The organism is Paenibacillus sp. GbtcB18, assembly GCF_019091125.1.
Taxonomy (GTDB): Bacteria; Bacillota; Bacilli; order Paenibacillales; family NBRC-103111; genus Paenibacillus_F; species Paenibacillus_F chitinolyticus.
This window is the reverse complement of record NZ_JAGXJX010000001.1, coordinates 1,045,913-1,064,425: the sequence shown is the minus strand read 5'-3', so window position 1 is coordinate 1,064,425 and position 18,513 is coordinate 1,045,913. Positions and strand designations below refer to the sequence as shown.

Below are 18,513 nucleotides of genomic sequence, written 5' to 3'. Positions count from 1 at the left end.
AACCTCTTATCTTCCTTCGCTTCGGTCGATGTGCTCAGTCCGACTGTTTATGCCGCGAAATCCCCCGGCGACGTACTTTTTCCACGGCTTCTTTGCTGCTTTTGACTCCCAGCTTTTTAAGCATTTTGTTCACCTGGTTTTTCAGCGTGCTCTCCGCCTTCACGAGCTTTTTCTCGATCTGGGACTGCGTGTAGCCTTCTTCGATCAGCTCATATACTTCCCGTTCCGCGGTCGTCAGCTTTTTGAGCTGCTCCTCCCTTTTCAACCGGGAAAACTCCTTCAGCAGAGCATCCATGGCGGCGGGATGGCGATAGGCGCTTCGTATGGCGTGCGGCACTTCACGGAACCTCGTTTTTTCAATATAATTGACGGCCCCCGCAGTAAAAGCTTCCGTCATCACATGCTCGTCCGACATGGAAGTCAGCATAATGATTTTGGCCGGGCGCAGCTCCAGTATTTCCACGGCGGTATAGATGCCGTCAAGTCCGCGGTCGGTCAACTGAATATCCATCAGAACTACGTCGAAATCAAGTTTCGCCGCCATACTGACCGCCTCATCGGGATGAACGGCCGCGCCGACGACGAGAAGATCGTCTTCCTTATTTAAATAGGAAGTCATCGCTTTGATCCAATCGGGATCATCCTCCACCAGCAACACTTTAATTAGTTCCATCGGGCTTCTCTCCGTTTAGTTGAACAATTTTGTTGCGCGGAAAATAAAGACGCACGCACGTTCCGGCTCCCGGTTTGCTGGAAATCTCCACCGAGCCTCCGGATTTCTGCATCACGTTGTACACGTACGACAAACCGAGTCCGTAATTGGCCGCTTTTTTCTTAGTCGTATAAAACGGCTCAAACACGCGCGACAGCCGGTCGGAAGGAATTCCGGCTCCCGTATCGGCGACGCTCAGCACCGCGCCATGACGGGCCGACGCAAGCGTCACGGTAAGCGTTCCGCCATCCGGCATCGCCTCGGCCGCATTGCCGAGCAAATTGCCGATGACCTCCGTCAGATGCACAGGATCGAACCGGACAACCGGACGCCAGTCGAAGACGGTTTGAACCGCAATCCCCTGCCGCGTAAACAACTGTCCGTGCCGGCGGACAACTTCCACAGCCAGTTCATCGAAAGGGACCGGCTGTTCCTTAAGCGCAATCTCCTTCGTCCGGTTATGAATGCGGCCTACCATTTCGAGCATGTGATCGGAGGCGGCTGCGATAATCCGCAGATGTTCCTTCGCTTCCTCGTCTTTTTCGTTCAGACTTCCCTGCAAATTCACCGTGCTGAGCGCTATTTTGCCGAGCTCGTTTTTGATCGAATGGTTGAGCAGCGTCGTACCGGATGTGACCGCCTGCATGGTCGTGTCAAGGGAGTCCCTTTCAAACCGGAGCCGGATGCCCAATACGCCGTATACAAAAACGCAGAGCAGCGCCACCGCGAACGAATAAATCATAAAGACGGAAACATAGCTGAAAAAGTCGAATTCCGGCGAGAACACCCGCGCCACGTTAATAAACAGCAGTACGCCAAGCAGGGTGGGTACGATGATCAGCGTAGTGATAAGCCGGTTTCTTTTGCGGACGGGATTCCCTTCTCTGCGGAGAGAAAGGACGAGCAGCGAACAGGCGCCCAAATAATAAGGAGCCGTCCATAAAAGCAGCGGACCGTAATGGATGGCAAACGCGTCCCGCGAGACTGTGTAGATCAGCATGGCCGCAGCAGGCAGAAGCAGCAGTCCTTTGGCCGTCCGCAGGGACCGCGGCCTGTTTTCCAAAACACCGGAGTAAACGAGACTAAAGACAAGCACACCGTAAGGCGTCAGGGTATGATTGATAAATTCCGATGCGTAAGCGAGTTCCGTTAAGCCTTTTTGCCGGAGCGACCCGGTCAATCCGCCTATGGAAGCGCTGAAAAGAAAAAACGCCGCCCACCGGTTCGTCTCCTTATGAAGATGTGGAATGAGGAGAATAAGCGATGCCAGCGAGAGAGCCAGAAAATAATAAAGCATAGGATCACCTTTATGGAAGCAGTTACGTTTATCCTACCATATTCCCCCAAGGAAATCCGATCATGGATAGCTTTTACGGAAAATTCTGATAGTATAGAAGGAAGGGCTCCTACCGGGAGTCTTATTTTTACATAAGGAGGCACACCCCTATGACGACAAACTGGAAAGAAAGGCTGACCGGCATTACCGGCGCGGATTTGGGGATGGAAGGAGGAATCTACTATGAACCTTAGTCTGACGGGTTCCCGGCATCAGCTTATCAACCAGCTCGTCTATTTCGACGAGGAACTGCATCAGTTCCTGGAGCTATATTTCCCCTCCCCGACTAAATCGCGAACCTATACCGAAGAGCGGCTTCAGGAATATTCCGAAGCTCTCACCGATCTGATCAGCGAATTTAGCGAGGAGCTTCTGCATTCCAAGGTGCTTATCGGCAGCAAGGTTCAGATCCGCTACTTGGATGATAACGAGTCGGATACGTATTCGATCGTTTTCCCTTCCAAAACGGACCCTTCCAGCAACCGGATTTCTTTCTTATCCCCTATCGGAAGCCATCTTCTGCTGGGAACGCGGGAACAGACGTTTACAATCCAGACACCGTCCGGAGAATGCAGTGTGCGGATTGAAGATATCCGGTATATGAACGCCGGAGACGTTTAAACGGTATACATTTCGTATCAGCGGTTTGAAACAAGCAACCTTCTAGAAATTTTTTCCGTCAGTAAGGCTGAGGTGAACTACACGATGAAAAATAAAAAGAACATGATTGCAGCACTGACACTAGGATGTTCCCTGCTGGCTGCTTCTTCCGCTTCGGCATTCTCCGACGTTCAAGGCGCGGATGCCGCCGTTGTCACGTCTTTGCAGAGCAAAGGAGTGATTCAGGGCGTGTCGGAGGACAAATTTGCGCCCCAGGGCAAACTGACGTCCGTCCAGGGCGTACATTTGATCGTCAAGGCACTCCAGTTAAAAGCAGCGGACGGAACTTTGCAAAACCCGAACGCGCCCTGGTATGCCGAATCGCTTGAAATCGCCGCAAAAAACGGACTCCCCGTCAACCTTGCGGCAGACCCGTCGGCCGAGCTGACCCGGGAACAGTTTGCACAGCTTCTCTACAAGGGAATCCGGGCGACCGGAGACTATCCGCTGATCAAAATGTATATCCCGGTCGCGGACGAAGACCAGATGACCCCTTTGTATCAAGGCAGCATTCAGAACCTGCTGCTTATGAAGGTTGCCACGCTCGACGACAAAAACTTGTTCCATCCGCAGGACCGCATTACTCGGATGGAAGCGGCTGGCATGATCGCCAAAGCGATTGAATTTACCGACCGTCATAAGGAACAGACGGACAATCAAGAAAATCAAGAAGTAAGCTTTACGATCGAAAAGGTAAACGCGGACATCAACAAAATCATACTCACCCGCAGAGAACAGCCCAGTCCCGGATACGGCATCGCGATTACGAACATCGAGATGAACGACAGCGGACACGCGAAAATCCATTACAAGCTGACTTCTCCGGAACCGGGTAAAATGTATCCTCAAGTCCTATGGACATCGAAAACGGAAACCTATCTTTCGAGCAACTATAAAGTGGAAATCCAAGCGAATTGACAAACAGGCGCCGCCTCCGGTTAAGGGAAGCGGCGCTTTTTTCTTACCCGCATTTGGCAATAAGTCTCTCAGCCCTATATGGCAAGCGTTTATTGCAAGGTTTGAAAATAAATAACGCTTGAAAAACAAGAACATTTGTTCTAAAATGGAGATACTAGTAAATAACGGAGGTATCGCTAATCATGAACGCACCCCATTCCGGCAAACCGGCGAGCTTGGAAGTTTCGGTCCGTCCCTGGTCCGAAAACGACCTTACTCTGCTCAAGCGGATGAATACGGCAGAAATGTGGGCCCATCTCGGAGGCCCCGAATCGGAAGAAGCTGTAGCTTCCAGGCATCAGAGATACATGAAAGCCGTACCGGGCAGGGTACGCATGTTTACGATTCTATTCGGAGACGAAGCTGTAGGCAACGTAGGCTACTGGGCGCAGCAATGGAGAGACCAGGACGTTTTTGAAGTGGGTTGGGGCGTACTGCCCGAGTTTCAAGGACACGGTATTGCCATGACCGCAACTTCGGCTATGCTGGACATCCTGCGAGACGATGTGCCCAACGCGATCGTTTATGCGTTCCCCGGTGTGTCCAACTTCCCCTCGAACGCCATTTGCAGGAAGCTCGGATTCTCTCTCGCGGGAGAAACGGAAGTGGAATTTCCCAAAGGTTCCTGGATGAAGTCGAATGAATGGAGACTTGAATTTCCCGGATAGTCAGGAGAACTTATTGTGTATATTTGCTTCCTATCCTCTCTCCGTTTTCCCCATACATACTTCCGTAAACCTCGAATAATGGATTCCTAGTTCACATAAACATCGGTGCATGGATTCCATTCGGTATCTCGGGACTCCCCTGATTTTCGCTTCGACTTTTTGAAGCGCTCCGTAATCTGCGGTTCTTCCAAGGCTTTCTACGGGCCTTGGAAATAACCGGATTCCAGCCGCTTTCGGCTTAATTCGCTGCGTTTAATGAGGATAGCAGCGACAGTTTCCTTCCTTTCTCAACTGCCGGCCAACTGCAGCTGCCAAGTGACTCCGTAACGATCGCTAATCCAGCCGAACATTTTACTGAACGGATAAGAAGCCAAAGGCATTAAAATTTGTCCTTCCCTGGACAGCTCTTCGTATACCCGCCGAATTTCTTCCTCTGTCTCGAAAAAAGAGTGTAACGAAATAGCGGGGGTAAACGTCCAATCGTGTTTCACACTACTGTCTATGCACATGAAGGCTTGCCCGTTTAAGGAAAACGACGCCTGCATGACGCTTCCCTCCTCTCCGTGTTCACCCGGGCCATACCGCGTAATCCGGATGATTTCGGAGTTTTCGAATACCGAAGTGTACAGGTTCATAGCTTCTTCCGCCTGCCCTGTAAAGGTCAGGAAAGGTGTTACCGCTGACGGCTTGACTTGACTCATTCCAACCACTCCTTGGGATAGTTATTATACGGCTTCCTTCCATCTTCATCGAACTAACTATACAGAATCATCACACAAGAAAAATAAAATGGATTGATTCTCCAAATATGTTTTTCTATAATAGAGCTGATTGCCAAAGCAGGAAGGAGGTCTCGTCCTACATTCTGAATGCTCGTACAGATTGAGCATTTCCAAAAGCTGACCCTTTTAAAATCAGAGAAGGAGTGATATTTTATTGGATCGCACATTTAGGGGCTATCGTCCCATTCTCTCATTATTTCTGGCCTTCGCACTCTTGCTCGGCTTATTTCCTTCTATTTCTGCAAGCGCTTACTCTACTCCGTCTTCTTCTCTCCCTGCCGGTTCAGCAACCAGCGTCACCAACGGTGTCTATCATTCATTGGCCCTGACTCCCAATCCCGTAACCGTTACTCCTTCCTCCTTGCAGCAGTTTGCCGTATATGCCTACGATGCCAACGGAAGTGCAGTTCCTCTGCAGGCGAGCGATGTCAGTTGGTCCGCCGACAGCGCCATCGGCACAATTGATTCGAACGGCGTGCTGACGGCAGCGGCGGGCGGCGGCGGATTCAAGGCCGGTTACGTAACTGCCACTTACGGCGGGTTAAGCACCCAAGCGCTCGTAATGGTCGGAAGTAAAGCGACAGCCGTAATTGAGGATTTTGAAACCGTTAATAACGGTAAAGCGCTGTTGAGCGCGGGAACCGCGGGTGCGGCGGGAACGAAAAGTTCCATCAGTTTGGCGGAAAGGCCCGAACCCGTGCTTTACGGCAGCCGCTCCCTTAAATTTGCTTATGATATGAGAGGAACCGCGGGCACATCCGCCGCATTCGTCAGTCTCCGCAATCCCGATACGGGAGCTCTCGACAAACCGATCGAAGGCACACCTAAGAAAATAGGCGTCTGGGTTTACGGGGACGAAAGCAGTCATTGGCTGCGCGCCAGGCTCAGAAATCAGGCCGGCGTTTCTTTTACCGTAGATTTTACTAGCAGCACCGGTTTTAACTGGAAAGGATGGCGTTACGTAACCGCAGAGATTCCTTCCTCACAGCCAGGTCCTTTCAAATTTATGGACCTTTATCTGGTCGAAACGAAAGATACGAACAAAAACGCCGGTGTTCTTTATTACGACCGGTTGAGCGCCATTTATTCCGACACCGAGATAACGGGACTCGACCTGACCGGACTGACTCCGATGAAAACAGGTCAGAGCAAAACCGCAGAGGTCTATATGACCAAAGCCAACAGCACTTCGCCTCAAAAAGTTGAAAGCGGAGTTCGTTTTTACAGCAGCAATCCGGATGTGGCCGTCGTTGACGGCAGTGGCCGGGTAAGCGCGCTGAAAGCCGGAAATGCGGTTATCGCCGCCCTCTATTCCGATAGCCAGCCTGCCGCATTTGAAGTGAACGTCACGGTTGACGAACCGCAGGTGCTGGGCATCCAGGCATTCGCACCGGATCTGTTGGAAGCCGGCCGGACCGGCACTCCCAAAGTTTTCGCAGTTTATGCCAATAGCGCCGATTCTCTCGAAGTCACGAAAGAAACCCGGTTTGTATGTTCCAACCCTGCTGTAGCCGAAATATCGGTTGATGGGAAGATTGTGGCAAAAGCACCCGGTTCCGCTTCGGTGACCGTTACTTTCGCAGGCCGGCAGGCGGTAATTCCCGTAACGGTTATCGACCCCGTTCCGGTTCTGACTAAAATCCGGCTAACCGATATGAAATCAATGAATATCGGAGCCGTGCGACAAGCTAAAGTACTTGCCACTTATACGCTGCTTGACGTTCCCCAGCCACCGGCTGCAGTGACAAGCGGCGTGACTTATACAAGCAGCAATCCCGCTGTAGCCGAGATCGACGCAGGCGGAACACTCACGGCCAAATCGATAGGTGTCACGACCATCAGTGCCTCGCTACACGGCAAAACGGACACTTACTCACTGGTCGTTAACAAAGAAACCGGCGCTCCCAAACATGAAATGAGAGCAGCCTGGATTGCGACCGTCGAAAATATCGACTGGCCCGTTAAAGGAACCTACGATGCCGAGCAGCAGAAGCGTCAGCTGATCCATTTGCTTGACGAGCTCGAAGCCACCGGAATCAATACGGTGATTTATCAGGTTCGTCCCACTTCGGACGCGTTCTATCGTTCCGCATTAAATCCATGGTCAGCCTGGCTGACGGGAACTCAAGGCAAAGACCCGGGTTACGATCCTCTTGCCTTCGCCATACAGGAAGCTCATAAACGGAATATGGAGCTTCATGCCTGGTTCAACCCTTACCGCATCAGCAACGATACGGATAAAAGCAAACTGGCTGAGTCGAATCCCGCGGTAAGGCACCCCGACTGGGTCGTGTCTTACGGAGGCAAGCTCGGCTATAATCCGGGCAATCCGGAAGTCAAGCGGTATATTATCGACAGCATCATGGAAGTGGTGAACAACTACGATATCGATGCGGTACATTTTGACGACTATTTCTACCCGTATCCTGTAACCGGCGTGGATTATCCCGATGCCGCGGAATATGCGGCCTACGGGTCAGGCATGAGCATTGAGGATTGGCGCCGCAGCAACGTAGACTCCCTGATCCGGCAGCTCTCCGCCGAGATCAAGAAATCCAAATCTTATGTCCAGTTCGGGATTAGCCCGTTCGGGATCTGGAGAAACAAAGCGAACGATCCGGCAGGTTCAGAAACGAACGGATTGGAAAGCTACTCGGCGATCTATGCGAACAGCAAGAAATGGGTGGATGAGCAATGGATCGACTACATCACGCCGCAGCTTTATTGGAACATCAATTACAGTCCCGCTGCCTACGATAAGCTTATCGACTGGTGGAAACGGCAGGTAGAGGGGAAACATGTCCTGCTCTATGCCGGCCACGGCGTTCATAAGATCGGAGCCGACGATCCGAACTGGCTGGATCCGGACCAGCTGCCGAACCAAATCTTATTCAACCGGAACTTCGCGGACGTTAAAGGAAGTATGTTCTTCTCCGCCGTGCAGGTTCTGGAAAATAAACTCGGTTTTCAGGACCGCTTAAAAACCGATTTGTATAAATACCCTTCCCTCATGCCGGAAATGAGCTGGCTTTCCAAGTCGCTTCCGGCCGCCCCGGACGTAACGGCCGCTGCCGAAGGAAGCGGCATCAAGCTGAATATTCAAAACGAGGCGGGCAGCACGGCGGGCACCTATGTGATTTACAGATCTGCCGGCTCTGGCGCACCCGACACGTCGAATCCTGTTCATATCTGGAAACAGGTAAAAGCCGGACCGGCAGGGGTTCAAACTGTGGTTGACAATACCGTTAAGGCCGGTACGACTTACACGTATGTCATAACGGCTCTCGAACGCGGAAGCAGCTTGGAAAGCCGTGGTACGACCCTTTCGGCAACCGCACAGACTTCTACGGGCTCCGACGGTTCCGGCTCCGGCGGTACCGGACCGGTTGGCGGATCAGGACCGACAAATCCGTCCGTGCCCACGCCTACGCCAACACCGGGTGACGGGGTTCAAGCCATAGAACCCACGGATTTTAAGGAAACGGACGGCAAAGTTACCGTATCCGTTCCAGCCGGCATCCGCGAAGTTCATCTGCCTGCTGACACCGGCACGATAATTGGCAATAGCCGCCCGCTGCTTCTTCGGTTTGCCAATGTGAGCATAACGATACCGAATCCGGTGATCCGGCAGTGGCAGAATTTGAGCGCCGATACAGGTGCGAAGCTCGTTTTCAAAGCGGAGCCGGTCGAAGGAGGTCAACTGCAAGCTTTGGTTCAAGCCGCTAAAAATAAGCTGGGCGCTGAAATCCGCCCCCGGGGATTGTACGACTTCCGGATGGAAGTCCGGGCCGGAGGCAAGACTGCAGCGGTGATGGACCGCTTCTCCGCTCCGCTTGAGATCTCGTTTCATTCAGCGGGAGGAAGCGACCTGAGCCGCACGGGGCTCTACCACTTAGCCGGAGACGGAACGCTCCAGTATATCGCCGATCAGAAACCGTCCGGCAGCGGAACGATCATGGCGAGTATCGGCCATTTCAGTACTTACGGCCTGCTTGAGGTGAGCAAATCGTTCCAGGATGCAAATGCCGGTCATTGGGCGTATCCGGCAATCAGCGAGCTGAGCCGCAAGTTGATTGTAACCGGTGTTACCGAGGACCTCTTCAGTCCCCAGCGTCAGGTGACCCGGGCCGAATTCGCCGCCCTGCTGGTTCGCTCTCTGGGACTGCCTGCAAAAGCAGCCTCCCCCTTTTCTGACGTAAAAGCAGGAGACTGGTTTGCCGGAGAAGTCGCCGCAGCATTTGATGCGGGAATCGTAACCGGCATGACGGATTCGCTGTTTGAGCCCGGCGGAACGGTTACCCGCGAGCAGATGGCGGCGATGTTGATCCGCGCTTACGAAGCGAAGCACGGAAAGCTGTCCGCCGAATCGCCCCCTGTCTCTTTCACGGATGCCGGAAGCATCCGTGAATGGGCCAAAGGCGATGTCGCGAAAGCTGTTGCCGCCGGACTGCTGAACGGACGCGAAGGAAACAAATTCGCGCCTCAAGCCGTCCTTACCCGTGCGGAAAGCGCACAAGCGGTTTACAACCTTTTGAAATAAACGGCTCTTCGCATCCGTGTTCACGACAAAACAAGCTGGCACCGGTTAAGACCGGGCCAGCTTGTTTTATGATCTATGGTATAACTGCGTTTTTCTTGTACCGCTTGTCTTACTTGATATACCCCTTGATATACTGGTCACCCCAGTCGCACATTAGATCCAGAATCGATTCTAACGACCGGCCAAGCGGACTAAGTTCGTACACCACTTTAGGCGGAACCTGATTATATACGGTCCTGGTGATAATTTCGTCTTCCACCAGCTCTTTAAGCTGCTGGGTCAACATTTTCTGGGTGATGTCCGGTATATCTTTTTTCAACTCGCTCGTTCTTTTGGGGCCTTCGATCAAGCAGTACAAAATAACGGTTTTCCACTTTCCTCCGATCACATCCAAGGTCGCTTCCACCGGAATATTGTACATGCTTTTATTTTTGGGTTTTGCGGGCATCGGTTGCTGCACATCCTTATTTGTCCGATTCTATCGTTCGGTTCTTACGCCCATTTTAACCTACCTCGTTGATATTAACCAGTATTTGTCTAAAATGTGAACCCGGCTCCGCTAAGGCCCAAAGCCCGTAAAAAGCCCGGCTGCGAAGCGAATTTACACGCACCTATTGGTGCCTAAGATACTTTTTGGTAGCAATGTGACGAAAAAGTGCGTACTTCCCATTCCCTATCTCACGATGCATAATTCCCTTGTACCCGATAAAAGGAAAGAATACTACATACCTTTGAAAATATGGATGACAAGCGGTACGGGCGGTCTCCTTGAACGGAATGCCCGGAATCCTTTCAAACCATTCGGCGTACGCCTATTTCTTACTGAGGAGGGAAAGAAATGAAAGTATTGACGGTTGTTGCCCATCCGAGAACCGATTCCTTGACCATGGCGGTTACCGACCGCTTCACACGCGGCCTTCAGGATGCAGGCCATGAAACGGAAGTGCTGGATCTTTACCGCATCGGGTTCAATCCCGTCCTAAACGAACCGGATGAGCCGGACTGGACGGACAGCGGCAAACAGTATTCCGCTGAAGTGATGGACGAAATAGAACGCATGAAACGACACGACGGGCTGGCTTACATTTTCCCGCTCTGGTGGTACGGCTTGCCGGCCATGCTGAAAGGATACATCGAACGCGTATGGAACCACGGATTCGCCTATGGACCCCAAAAGCTGCATCATCGGAAAGTATTGTGGCTAAGCCTTGCTGCCGCTACGCCCGAGCAATTGGCAAAAAGAGACTACGACCAGATGATCAACCATCAGCTCAATGTCGGCTTGGCGGAATATGTTGGAATTCCAACTTCCAAAGTTGAATTTCTGTATGATACGTTAAGCTCCAATCCGGACCATATTCAGGACTTGCTTCAGCAGGCTTACGAACACGGACTTCATTACGGGCGCGAATAAGGGTGGGGATTTTTTCCCGGCAAAAAAAAGCGGCACATTCCCTCTTACGGGGTGTATGCGCCGCTTTTTCCAATTCCTTCCGTCCCGCTTACTTCCGCCTCAACAAAAGGGGGCAAGCCTATTTTCGAATCTACTTCAGACGGTTTCTGTTCCGGTACGTCCAGTACAGCAGCACAAGAATACCGATCGTTACAGAACCGAGCGATACCAGGTAACTTCCGTAAGGCGACAAATACTCCACTTCAATAAGGGCATTGTCCGAAGGAACAATCACAAAACGGACCATTTCCAGCCAAGCCAGATGAAATCCGATACACATCCACAAATTTCCTGTAAAGATCCGGCACAATTGAAGCGCGGTACCGAAGGCAAGCAAACTAACGACATAGTCGATCGTAATCAGATCCCAGGTACCTACTCCGGTGGCAACCAGGGCGGCTGTCAGAGCGACAGGAGCAAGCACAAAGAGAATAAGCTGAAACAGCAGTGCCAGCCATCTGTTGAATCGCTCGCTCAGGTTGCCGTATAGATAGCCACGGAACGTTACTTCTTCCGGAAACGCTTCGTAGAAAAAAGCGATCGGAATGTTAATCAAAATGACGAGCAAGGTCTCCACAGGCAAGTGAACATCTACCACCCGGATCCAGCCCGCCAGCGTTCCCGCGAGCAGAGCAATGCCCATCAGCGCGATTAGAAAGCCTGCGCCCAGCAGCAAATACCGGAATCCCGACGGAAGAGGGCTCAATCCCAATCCGCTCCAAGGCCGGTTGTCGGCATAGCGTCTCAACAAGTAAATGAGCGGCACGGCAATCCCCGTAGTCACGACCGCAAGAATAATTTGTTGGGCCAAAACCGGGAATCCGTAGTTTTGCGCGGCTAAGGTTACGGCGACGGCTACTCCCAATGCGACGACGAACGACAGCCAGCCGAGCAAGATGCGCCAGACCAAGTGAATTCTTCCTTTCGTATCCCGGATAAAGCCCGCGGATGCGCGGCTGTGTCGCCGCGTTTCTAGTGAAGGATTCATAACACATTCTCCTCTCTTAACTTGGCTCGATGTCTTTCTACCTTTCGCTCCAGACCTTCTATATATAGTAGGATGAAAAGAATTATGTGATCGAAAAATACCCATTTATTCGACATTCCACCGAAAATAGCCGACTTTCCCGTTTCTTTGACTCCTCTATGCACATCTGCTTTTCTCCGGTTTGTCATTCCTTACATGATTGCGCCGCTAATGGGTATATTAGATTAGTAAAAATATGCAAATAAGGAGCGAAACGTATGGGTATTTTAAGCGGCAATCCGAAAGAAGAACCGATGCACTTCGGAGAAATTAACAGTGTGTGGCAGTTTTCCATGGCAGCTAAAGGTTCCGTCTCCTGTTACCAGGCGTATTTAAATCATGCCGGCGATAAGGACCTCAAAAACATACTGGACGATCTAATCGATCAGGCAAAGCTTGAGATCAAAGAATGTGATACATTACTAACCGATAACGGAATCCCTCCTGCTCCCGCTCTGCCGGAACGGCCTTCCGTTAAACTGGAAGAAATCCCGCCGGGTGCCCGTTTCACGGATCCGGAAATTGCCGCCAAGCTGGCCGCGGATACTTCAATCGGTCTGGTTGCTTGCAGCCAGGTTATGGGACAAGCTATCCGGGAAGATATCGGCGCTTTGTTCGCCAAATATCATCTGACCAAAGCCGCCTTGGGAACCCGAATTTTGGAGCTCAACAAGGAAAAGGGATGGCTCGTCCCTCCCCCGCTGCAACTGAAACGTCCCGAATCCGAATAAGCTCGAATTGCTATCTGTCCTGCCTCCCGGCAGGATTTTTTTGTTTCTCCACGTTATGTTACTCCTACACTCTCTTTCCTTATCACAGGCGAAAAATGTCAAAAAAGAGAAAATTTCTCCCTGATAATAAAAAAATACCCCTTTTTCTGGTAAAAAGTTTAAACGATAATAGGAGAGCAAGCGGATTCATAGACTTGCAGCAGCAAACTTTACAAGAATAGATGACTCCCGCTTCCGCATGACGGGATACACATTCGTTTTTCGCGGATTCTTGAAGTCGGGCTAGCCTTTTATTTGCTTGAAACAAGGGCCGGGAGTCTTAACAAAGGGAGGTGAAGACGCGAAAAGAAATAATGTAAGCGGTATCAAATTTAATCATTAAAGGAGGCTATATGTAATGAATTGGCAATCTATCCGCTCTCAATCTCCCAAGCAGGTTCTTTTCCGTGTTCTGCTGATCGTATCCCTGCTAGTTTCTCTGCTACCTTTCCTTGGGTTGAATACCGGGCATGCTTCCGCGGCTGCAAATGTCTCGGCTGCGGCTGCCGCTTGTACGGATGCGGCCTGGGATTCTACCAAAGTCTATACGGGTGGACAAAAAGTTTCCTACAACGGGAAAGTATTCGAAGCGAAATGGTGGACACAGGGCGAAACGCCTTCCCAGACAAATACATGGGGCAGCTGGAAATACATCAGCGACTGCACGGGCGGCGGCACGCCGGATACAACGGCTCCGACTGCTCCTTCCGGACTGGCCTTGACCAGCAAAACTTCCACAAGCGTTACCCTTTCGTGGAATGCTTCCACGGATAATGTCGGCGTAACCGGCTACAACGTTTACAACGGTTCCGCGCTATCTGTCTCGGTAACCGGCACAACCGCTACGGTAACCGGCCTGGCAGCCAATACGGCATACTCTTTCAGCGTTAAAGCGAAAGATGCAGCCGGCAACTTGTCCGCAGCCAGCAATGTTCTTGCGGTGACTACGTCTTCGGACGGAGGCGGTACGACGCCGCTGTCCAAAATCAACGGCGCTTACGTTGCTTCCTGGCACTTCCCGGCCGTGAACACGGTTCCCGCCAACAAATTGACGCACATCTTCTATGCATTTGCGGATGTCGCCAATAACGGCGTCAGCGGCGGAGATACTTCGCAAATCGCTCAACTGGTCACGCTGAAACAAAAAAATCCCGATTTGAAGGTTCTGATTTCCGTAGGCGGCTGGGGCCGTTCCGACGGTTTCACGAGCGCGGCTTCCACGGATGCGAACCGTACGGCTTTCGCTAACAGCGCCCTGCAGTATATCCGTGCCAACAAACTCGACGGAATCGATCTGGACTGGGAGTATCCGACAACGGCGGACAAACAAAACTACACCCTTTTCCTGAAAAAGCTTCGTGAAGTTCTCGATGCCGGCAGCGCGGCCGACGGCCGTACCGGTAACAAAAAGTATGAAATTACAGCGGCTATGGGCGCTTCCGAGTACGGTGTGCAAGGAATTGACCTCGGAAGCGTACACCCTTACTTTACCTTCATCAACATTATGACCTACGACATGCAGGTCGGCGCCAACACCCACCACACGAACCTGTACACGTCTTCTCTGAACTCCAGCTACAGCGTGGACAATGCGGTGAAGCTTTACAAGGGACGCGGCGTTCCATCCGAAAAAATCGTAATCGGCGGAGCTTTCTACTCCCACGGTGCCGGAGATTACACGTATGACGAGCTCAAAGCCAGCTACATCAACAAAAACGGCTGGACTCGCCAATGGGACGACGTTGCCAAAGCTCCTTACCTTACTAAGGGCAGCAGCATGCTGAGCTACGATGACGCGGAGTCTCTGACTCAGAAAGTCAACTATCTCAAAAGCAACAACCTGGGCGGCATCATGTTCTGGGAATATGGTCAAAACCTGGGCGGAGACCTTCTGGATGCCATCTATACGGCATTGAAATAAACCTTTGTTCCGCTCCGGAATAGAAAAGCTGTCCCGGCGTCCTTCTTGGACGCGGGCAGCTTTTTATTTTTGTTGTTCAAAATCGTTCAATAATTGGATCATAAGGCGTTTACTTTTGAATGAAGGCATGGTATAGTTATTTCGAAAAGTTTAGAAATAAGAATAGCGGCAGGCAGCGTATAAGGCCGGAAGAAAAAGGGTGTAGAAAGTATGGAAACCAATCAAGCGGTTAAAGTACACAGGGCACTGGGTGAGCATACCCGCTATAAAATCGTTCAAATTTTGACCAAGGAAAGCAATCTCTGTCCCGCGGATCTCGAGAGCCGCTTGGAATCCATCGCTCTTTCCACGTTGTCTCACCATTTGAAACAATTATCAGACTGCGGATTGCTTCATTCCCAGAAAAAAGGGACCTACATTTATTACAGCTTAAATGAAGAAACGGTCAAAAAATTTGCGCCTTATTTGATCGAATAATTTTTTTGCTCTATATTTCGATATAACTAGAAATATCAAAAATACGTACTTTTAAAGTTCCGTATGAAACGCTTACTTGCCTAAACAGCTTTTAACGCCGCTGCCCTTTTTATTTCTATATTTCTAGAAATAGAATACTATCAAGAAAAGAGGATGACAACATGTTTAAAACATGGAAAATCTACATGCTTGCCCTGATCGGCTTTCTGGTGGGAACGTCCGAGTACATCATTGCCGGAATTCTGGATAAAATCTCTGCCAGTCTCGACATCTCCCTGGTTGCCGCAGGACAGCTCATTACCGTTTTTTCGCTCGTTTACGGACTGGGGACGCCCTTTCTGGTCGCTTGGACCGCACGCTGGGAACGGCGCAAATTACTGATCTATTCACTCGGACTTTTTGTCGTCGCGAACGTGCTCGCATTTATCCTGCCGGGTTTTGCCGCTTTTGTAGGCGCCCGTGTTCTGATGGCGCTCGGCGCGGGGGTGGTTGTCGTAACCTCTTTGACCGTAGCAGCCAAAATTGCGCCCTCCGGTAAGCAGGCGAGCGCGATTGCGACCGTCATTACGGGCTTTACCGCTTCTCTCATCGTGGGCGTTCCGCTTGGAAGGCTTGTTGCGGCGACATACGACTGGAAAACGATTTTCGCCGGAATCGGCGCGCTCGGCCTGCTGGCGATGTTCATCTTGTCCGTCACCATTCCGAAAACGGAAGGTGACGCTCCCGTTCCTTTGCGCGAGCAGATGGCTCTTCTTAAACAACCCAGAATCCTTCTGGCTTTATCGGTAAGTTTCTTTTGGCTGGGGGGCTATTCCATCGCGTACACCTATATCTCCCCTTATCTGCTGACCATTACCGGCATGAACGAAAAAATGCTGAGCGCCGCACTGCTCGCATTCGGCATCGCCAGCCTCGCCGGTTCCAAATTTGGCGGCTACAGCGCGGATAAATGGGGAGTGTACCGCACGCTTATGTCCGGCATGACACTGCACGTCATCACTCTTCTTCTGCTGACGCTGGCCGCCCACTCCCCTGTCGTCGTATTTGCCGTGCTGATTTTGTGGTCGTTTGCCGCCTGGTCTTCCGGCCCAACCCAACAGTACAATCTCGTCACGATGGCACCTCAATCATCCGGAATTATGCTCAGCCTGAACAGTTCCGTGATGCAGCTTGCCATGGCGGCCGGTGCCGGAATCGGCGGTATTATCGTCGGAAGCATCTCCCTGAATGCCGTGACATGGATCGGAGCGGCCGGGGTCGCGGCGGCACTCGCCATTAACTTCGTCTCTTTCAAGCTTTCCGCTGCCGAAAGACACAAACCGGAGAGAGAGCATCCGGCAAGCCTGAATGCCTGACCACCGTCATGTGACGCCGAGCACCGCGCGCTGGGAGCTTCGCGCGGTGCGGAATACAAGCGAGAAGCTATCCCGGCCGGGGTAGCTTTTTTTTATGTGCCAATCATTCATGTGCGGTGCCCTGCAATAACCACCCTCCGGCCTATGATTCCCGTACTCGTCCTCGCATCTTGGGCACTGGGTCCGAACGGCCGCAAGCTTTCTTCCCCGCCTACTTTTCCCATGAGAATATGCTGCTTTATCCTGCCGCCTGCTTCGCCTTTACAAAATCTCAAATATAGACTTACTTAACGTTAACAATCGCCTGTTATAGTCAGGTTTAGTAACGCATACATACTATCCGACCTATGAAGGGGATCTGCAAAAATGAAAAAGAATTGGCTTATCGCCGCATCGGCAGCACTTACGCTCGTATCCGGAACCGGCTCCGCTTTTGCCGCGGATCTGAAAGGCTCTACGGCGGACTCGGTCACCTACACCAACAACGGGGAAACCGTTGCCCCGTCCGTTCCGGCCGTAAACATCGACGGCAGCCTGTATTTGCCTTTTCGCGCAATCAGCGAAGCGACCGGCAAATACGTCGATTGGGACGAGTTCCGCAGCCGTGTCTCTCTGACGGACAAGCCTACACTGACAGGCAAATACAAACTGAATGCTCCGGATCTTGCAGAAGGCGTCAAAATGGGCATCGGCTCCTCGCTGACCCACCTGCCGGGCGATCCCGACAATGTATTCTATACAACGGCGGACCGCGGTCCGAACGGAGAAGTTGAAGTAAAAGGAACCATGGTCCGCACGTTCCCGCTCGCCGATTATACCCCGACCATTTACAAAATCGAAATTAAAGACGGTCAAATCAACATTCTCGACCAATTCCCGCTTAAATTGAGCGGTATCAATCCGGCAACGGGCAAAGCCAACATCAGCGGTTTGCCGAACATCAAAGGCCGGGACGAAGCGCCTTTCGACGCCAAAGCCGAGAAAGAACTCGCTTACGATCCGTACGGTCTCGACGTTGAAGGACTGGCCTACAACCCTAAAGACGATACGTTCTGGATATCGGACGAGTACGGCCCTTCCCTCGTGCATGTAAAACGGGACGGCACCCTGATCGAGCGCATTGTGCCCAAAGGCTGGGCCGCTCAAGTTTCCACACCGCTTGTGCCGGCCCGTGAAACACTGCCGGCCGTCTACAACAAGCTCCGCCAAAACCGCGGTGCCGAAGCGGTAGGCATCACACCGGACGGCCGTTACATGTTCATGGCAATGCAGAGCCCGCTGCGCAGCCCGAACAAGGAATCCGACAATTCGCGTCAACTGCGTATCATCAAATTTAATCTGCAAACGCTGGAGCCGGTAGCCGAATTCGCTTATCTCGCGGAAGACGCTAAAGCTTTTAAAGGCTTGAAGCAAGCGGACATCGTCATTTCCGACCTCGTGGTCGTGGATGAAAATACGCTGCTTATTGACGAGCGCGATAAAAATGCGGGAGACAAAGCGCAGCTTAAGCGCATCTATTCCATCGACCTGTCCAACGCGACAAACATTCTCGGCAAATACGACGATACCAAAACAGCCGGTAAAACACTGGAGCAAATGTCCCCGGCCGAGCTGAAGGACCAAAAGATCCTTCCTCCTACCAAACGGACACTGCTCGATCTGGTTCCTTTCAAATACCCGTATGAGAAAGTCGAAGGCGTTTCTCTCGTGAACGGCAATACGCTTGTTATCGTGAACGACAACGATTTCGGCGTCGACAGCAGCTCTCCGGAAAACGGCACCGAGCTCTGGACATTCAAGCTTCCTTATACCATTAAGTAAAACGCGCAAAAACAGCAAACCCGGTCAGGACCTC

Annotated in this window: 15 protein-coding genes; 10 read left to right on the top strand and 5 right to left on the bottom strand. The window is 51.6% G+C overall.

The window, feature by feature from the left end; translation table 11 throughout:
* Positions 1 to 34: 34 nt before the first annotated feature.
* Entirely contained in the window at positions 35 to 673 is a 639-nt protein-coding gene (locus KVT34_RS04825; RefSeq protein WP_217557023.1) for a response regulator transcription factor, read from the bottom strand.
* Positions 660 to 2,009: a sensor histidine kinase gene (locus tag KVT34_RS04820; RefSeq protein WP_217557022.1), complete on the bottom strand. Its 1,350-nt coding sequence runs from the start codon at positions 2,007 to 2,009 to the stop codon at positions 660 to 662. The genes KVT34_RS04825 and KVT34_RS04820 overlap by 14 nt, the downstream gene beginning before the upstream one ends.
* Positions 2,010 to 2,231: 222 nt before the next feature.
* On the opposite strand from KVT34_RS04820, the gene KVT34_RS04815 reads away from it, so the two are divergent.
* The 3 genes from KVT34_RS04815 (at position 2,232) to KVT34_RS04805 (ending at position 4,333) form a co-directional block, all read left to right on the top strand.
* On the top strand, positions 2,232 to 2,669 hold the full coding sequence (locus KVT34_RS04815) for a GreA/GreB family elongation factor (RefSeq protein WP_217557021.1): 438 nt from the start codon (positions 2,232 to 2,234) through the stop codon (positions 2,667 to 2,669).
* 84 nt (positions 2,670 to 2,753) lie between these two features.
* On the top strand, positions 2,754 to 3,626 hold the full coding sequence (locus KVT34_RS04810) for an S-layer homology domain-containing protein (protein WP_217557020.1): 873 nt from the start codon (positions 2,754 to 2,756) through the stop codon (positions 3,624 to 3,626).
* 182 nt (positions 3,627 to 3,808) lie between these two features.
* Positions 3,809 to 4,333 (top strand): GNAT family N-acetyltransferase, encoded by a 525-nt coding sequence (locus KVT34_RS04805; RefSeq protein ID WP_217557018.1) that lies wholly within the window; start codon positions 3,809 to 3,811, stop codon positions 4,331 to 4,333.
* A gap of 287 nt (positions 4,334 to 4,620) precedes the next feature.
* Here the strand turns inward: KVT34_RS04805 and KVT34_RS04800 are convergent, their stop codons facing one another.
* Complete coding sequence (locus KVT34_RS04800) at positions 4,621 to 5,034, bottom strand: VOC family protein (protein WP_217557016.1); 414 nt, start codon at positions 5,032 to 5,034, stop codon at positions 4,621 to 4,623.
* 235 nt (positions 5,035 to 5,269) lie between these two features.
* On the opposite strand from KVT34_RS04800, the gene KVT34_RS04795 reads away from it, so the two are divergent.
* Entirely contained in the window at positions 5,270 to 9,655 is a 4,386-nt protein-coding gene (locus KVT34_RS04795) for a family 10 glycosylhydrolase (protein ID WP_217557015.1), read from the top strand.
* 109 nt (positions 9,656 to 9,764) lie between these two features.
* Here the strand turns inward: KVT34_RS04795 and KVT34_RS04790 are convergent, their stop codons facing one another.
* Positions 9,765 to 10,103, bottom strand: a complete 339-nt coding sequence (locus KVT34_RS04790) for a winged helix-turn-helix transcriptional regulator (protein WP_217557014.1) — start codon at positions 10,101 to 10,103, stop codon at positions 9,765 to 9,767.
* Positions 10,104 to 10,493: 390 nt separating this feature from the next.
* On the opposite strand from KVT34_RS04790, the gene KVT34_RS04785 reads away from it, so the two are divergent.
* Positions 10,494 to 11,069 (top strand): NAD(P)H oxidoreductase, encoded by a 576-nt coding sequence (locus KVT34_RS04785; protein ID WP_217557012.1) that lies wholly within the window; start codon positions 10,494 to 10,496, stop codon positions 11,067 to 11,069.
* Positions 11,070 to 11,199: 130 nt separating this feature from the next.
* Here KVT34_RS04785 and KVT34_RS04780 read toward each other — a convergent pair whose 3' ends face one another.
* On the bottom strand, positions 11,200 to 12,096 hold the full coding sequence (locus KVT34_RS04780) for a CPBP family intramembrane glutamic endopeptidase (RefSeq protein WP_254634530.1): 897 nt from the start codon (positions 12,094 to 12,096) through the stop codon (positions 11,200 to 11,202).
* A gap of 257 nt (positions 12,097 to 12,353) precedes the next feature.
* On the opposite strand from KVT34_RS04780, the gene KVT34_RS04775 reads away from it, so the two are divergent.
* The 5 genes from KVT34_RS04775 (at position 12,354) to KVT34_RS04755 (ending at position 18,479) form a co-directional block, all read left to right on the top strand.
* Positions 12,354 to 12,866: a DUF3231 family protein gene (locus KVT34_RS04775; protein WP_217557010.1), complete on the top strand. Its 513-nt coding sequence runs from the start codon at positions 12,354 to 12,356 to the stop codon at positions 12,864 to 12,866.
* 397 nt (positions 12,867 to 13,263) lie between these two features.
* The gene (locus KVT34_RS04770; protein WP_217557008.1) at positions 13,264 to 14,826 is read left to right on the top strand and encodes a glycosyl hydrolase family 18 protein; all 1,563 of its coding nucleotides are present in this window, start codon (positions 13,264 to 13,266) and stop codon (positions 14,824 to 14,826) included.
* Positions 14,827 to 15,036: 210 nt separating this feature from the next.
* Entirely contained in the window at positions 15,037 to 15,303 is a 267-nt protein-coding gene (locus KVT34_RS04765) for an ArsR/SmtB family transcription factor (protein WP_217557006.1), read from the top strand.
* 161 nt (positions 15,304 to 15,464) lie between these two features.
* Positions 15,465 to 16,658 carry an MFS transporter gene (locus KVT34_RS04760; protein WP_217557003.1) on the top strand — a complete coding sequence of 398 codons (1,194 nt, stop codon included), beginning with the start codon at positions 15,465 to 15,467 and terminating at the stop codon, positions 16,656 to 16,658.
* A gap of 366 nt (positions 16,659 to 17,024) precedes the next feature.
* Entirely contained in the window at positions 17,025 to 18,479 is a 1,455-nt protein-coding gene (locus tag KVT34_RS04755; RefSeq protein WP_217557001.1) for an esterase-like activity of phytase family protein, read from the top strand.
* Positions 18,480 to 18,513: the final 34 nt, after the last annotated feature.

What these genes read in the sequence shown, in the direction of transcription:
- KVT34_RS04825 (WP_217557023.1), bottom strand. Translation starts at nt 673, where the DNA reads ATGGAACTAATTAAAGTGTTGCTGGTGGAGGATGATCCCGATTGGATC.
- KVT34_RS04820 (WP_217557022.1), bottom strand. Translation starts at nt 2,009, where the DNA reads ATGCTTTATTATTTTCTGGCTCTCTCGCTGGCATCGCTTATTCTCCTC.
- KVT34_RS04815 (WP_217557021.1), top strand. Translation starts at nt 2,232, where the DNA reads ATGAACCTTAGTCTGACGGGTTCCCGGCATCAGCTTATCAACCAGCTC.
- KVT34_RS04810 (WP_217557020.1), top strand. Translation starts at nt 2,754, where the DNA reads ATGAAAAATAAAAAGAACATGATTGCAGCACTGACACTAGGATGTTCC.
- KVT34_RS04805 (WP_217557018.1), top strand. Translation starts at nt 3,809, where the DNA reads ATGAACGCACCCCATTCCGGCAAACCGGCGAGCTTGGAAGTTTCGGTC.
- KVT34_RS04800 (WP_217557016.1), bottom strand. Translation starts at nt 5,034, where the DNA reads ATGAGTCAAGTCAAGCCGTCAGCGGTAACACCTTTCCTGACCTTTACA.
- KVT34_RS04790 (WP_217557014.1), bottom strand. Translation starts at nt 10,103, where the DNA reads ATGCCCGCAAAACCCAAAAATAAAAGCATGTACAATATTCCGGTGGAA.
- KVT34_RS04785 (WP_217557012.1), top strand. Translation starts at nt 10,494, where the DNA reads ATGAAAGTATTGACGGTTGTTGCCCATCCGAGAACCGATTCCTTGACC.
- KVT34_RS04780 (WP_254634530.1), bottom strand. Translation starts at nt 12,096, where the DNA reads ATGAATCCTTCACTAGAAACGCGGCGACACAGCCGCGCATCCGCGGGC.
- KVT34_RS04775 (WP_217557010.1), top strand. Translation starts at nt 12,354, where the DNA reads ATGGGTATTTTAAGCGGCAATCCGAAAGAAGAACCGATGCACTTCGGA.
- KVT34_RS04770 (WP_217557008.1), top strand. Translation starts at nt 13,264, where the DNA reads ATGAATTGGCAATCTATCCGCTCTCAATCTCCCAAGCAGGTTCTTTTC.
- KVT34_RS04765 (WP_217557006.1), top strand. Translation starts at nt 15,037, where the DNA reads ATGGAAACCAATCAAGCGGTTAAAGTACACAGGGCACTGGGTGAGCAT.
- KVT34_RS04760 (WP_217557003.1), top strand. Translation starts at nt 15,465, where the DNA reads ATGTTTAAAACATGGAAAATCTACATGCTTGCCCTGATCGGCTTTCTG.
- KVT34_RS04755 (WP_217557001.1), top strand. Translation starts at nt 17,025, where the DNA reads ATGAAAAAGAATTGGCTTATCGCCGCATCGGCAGCACTTACGCTCGTA.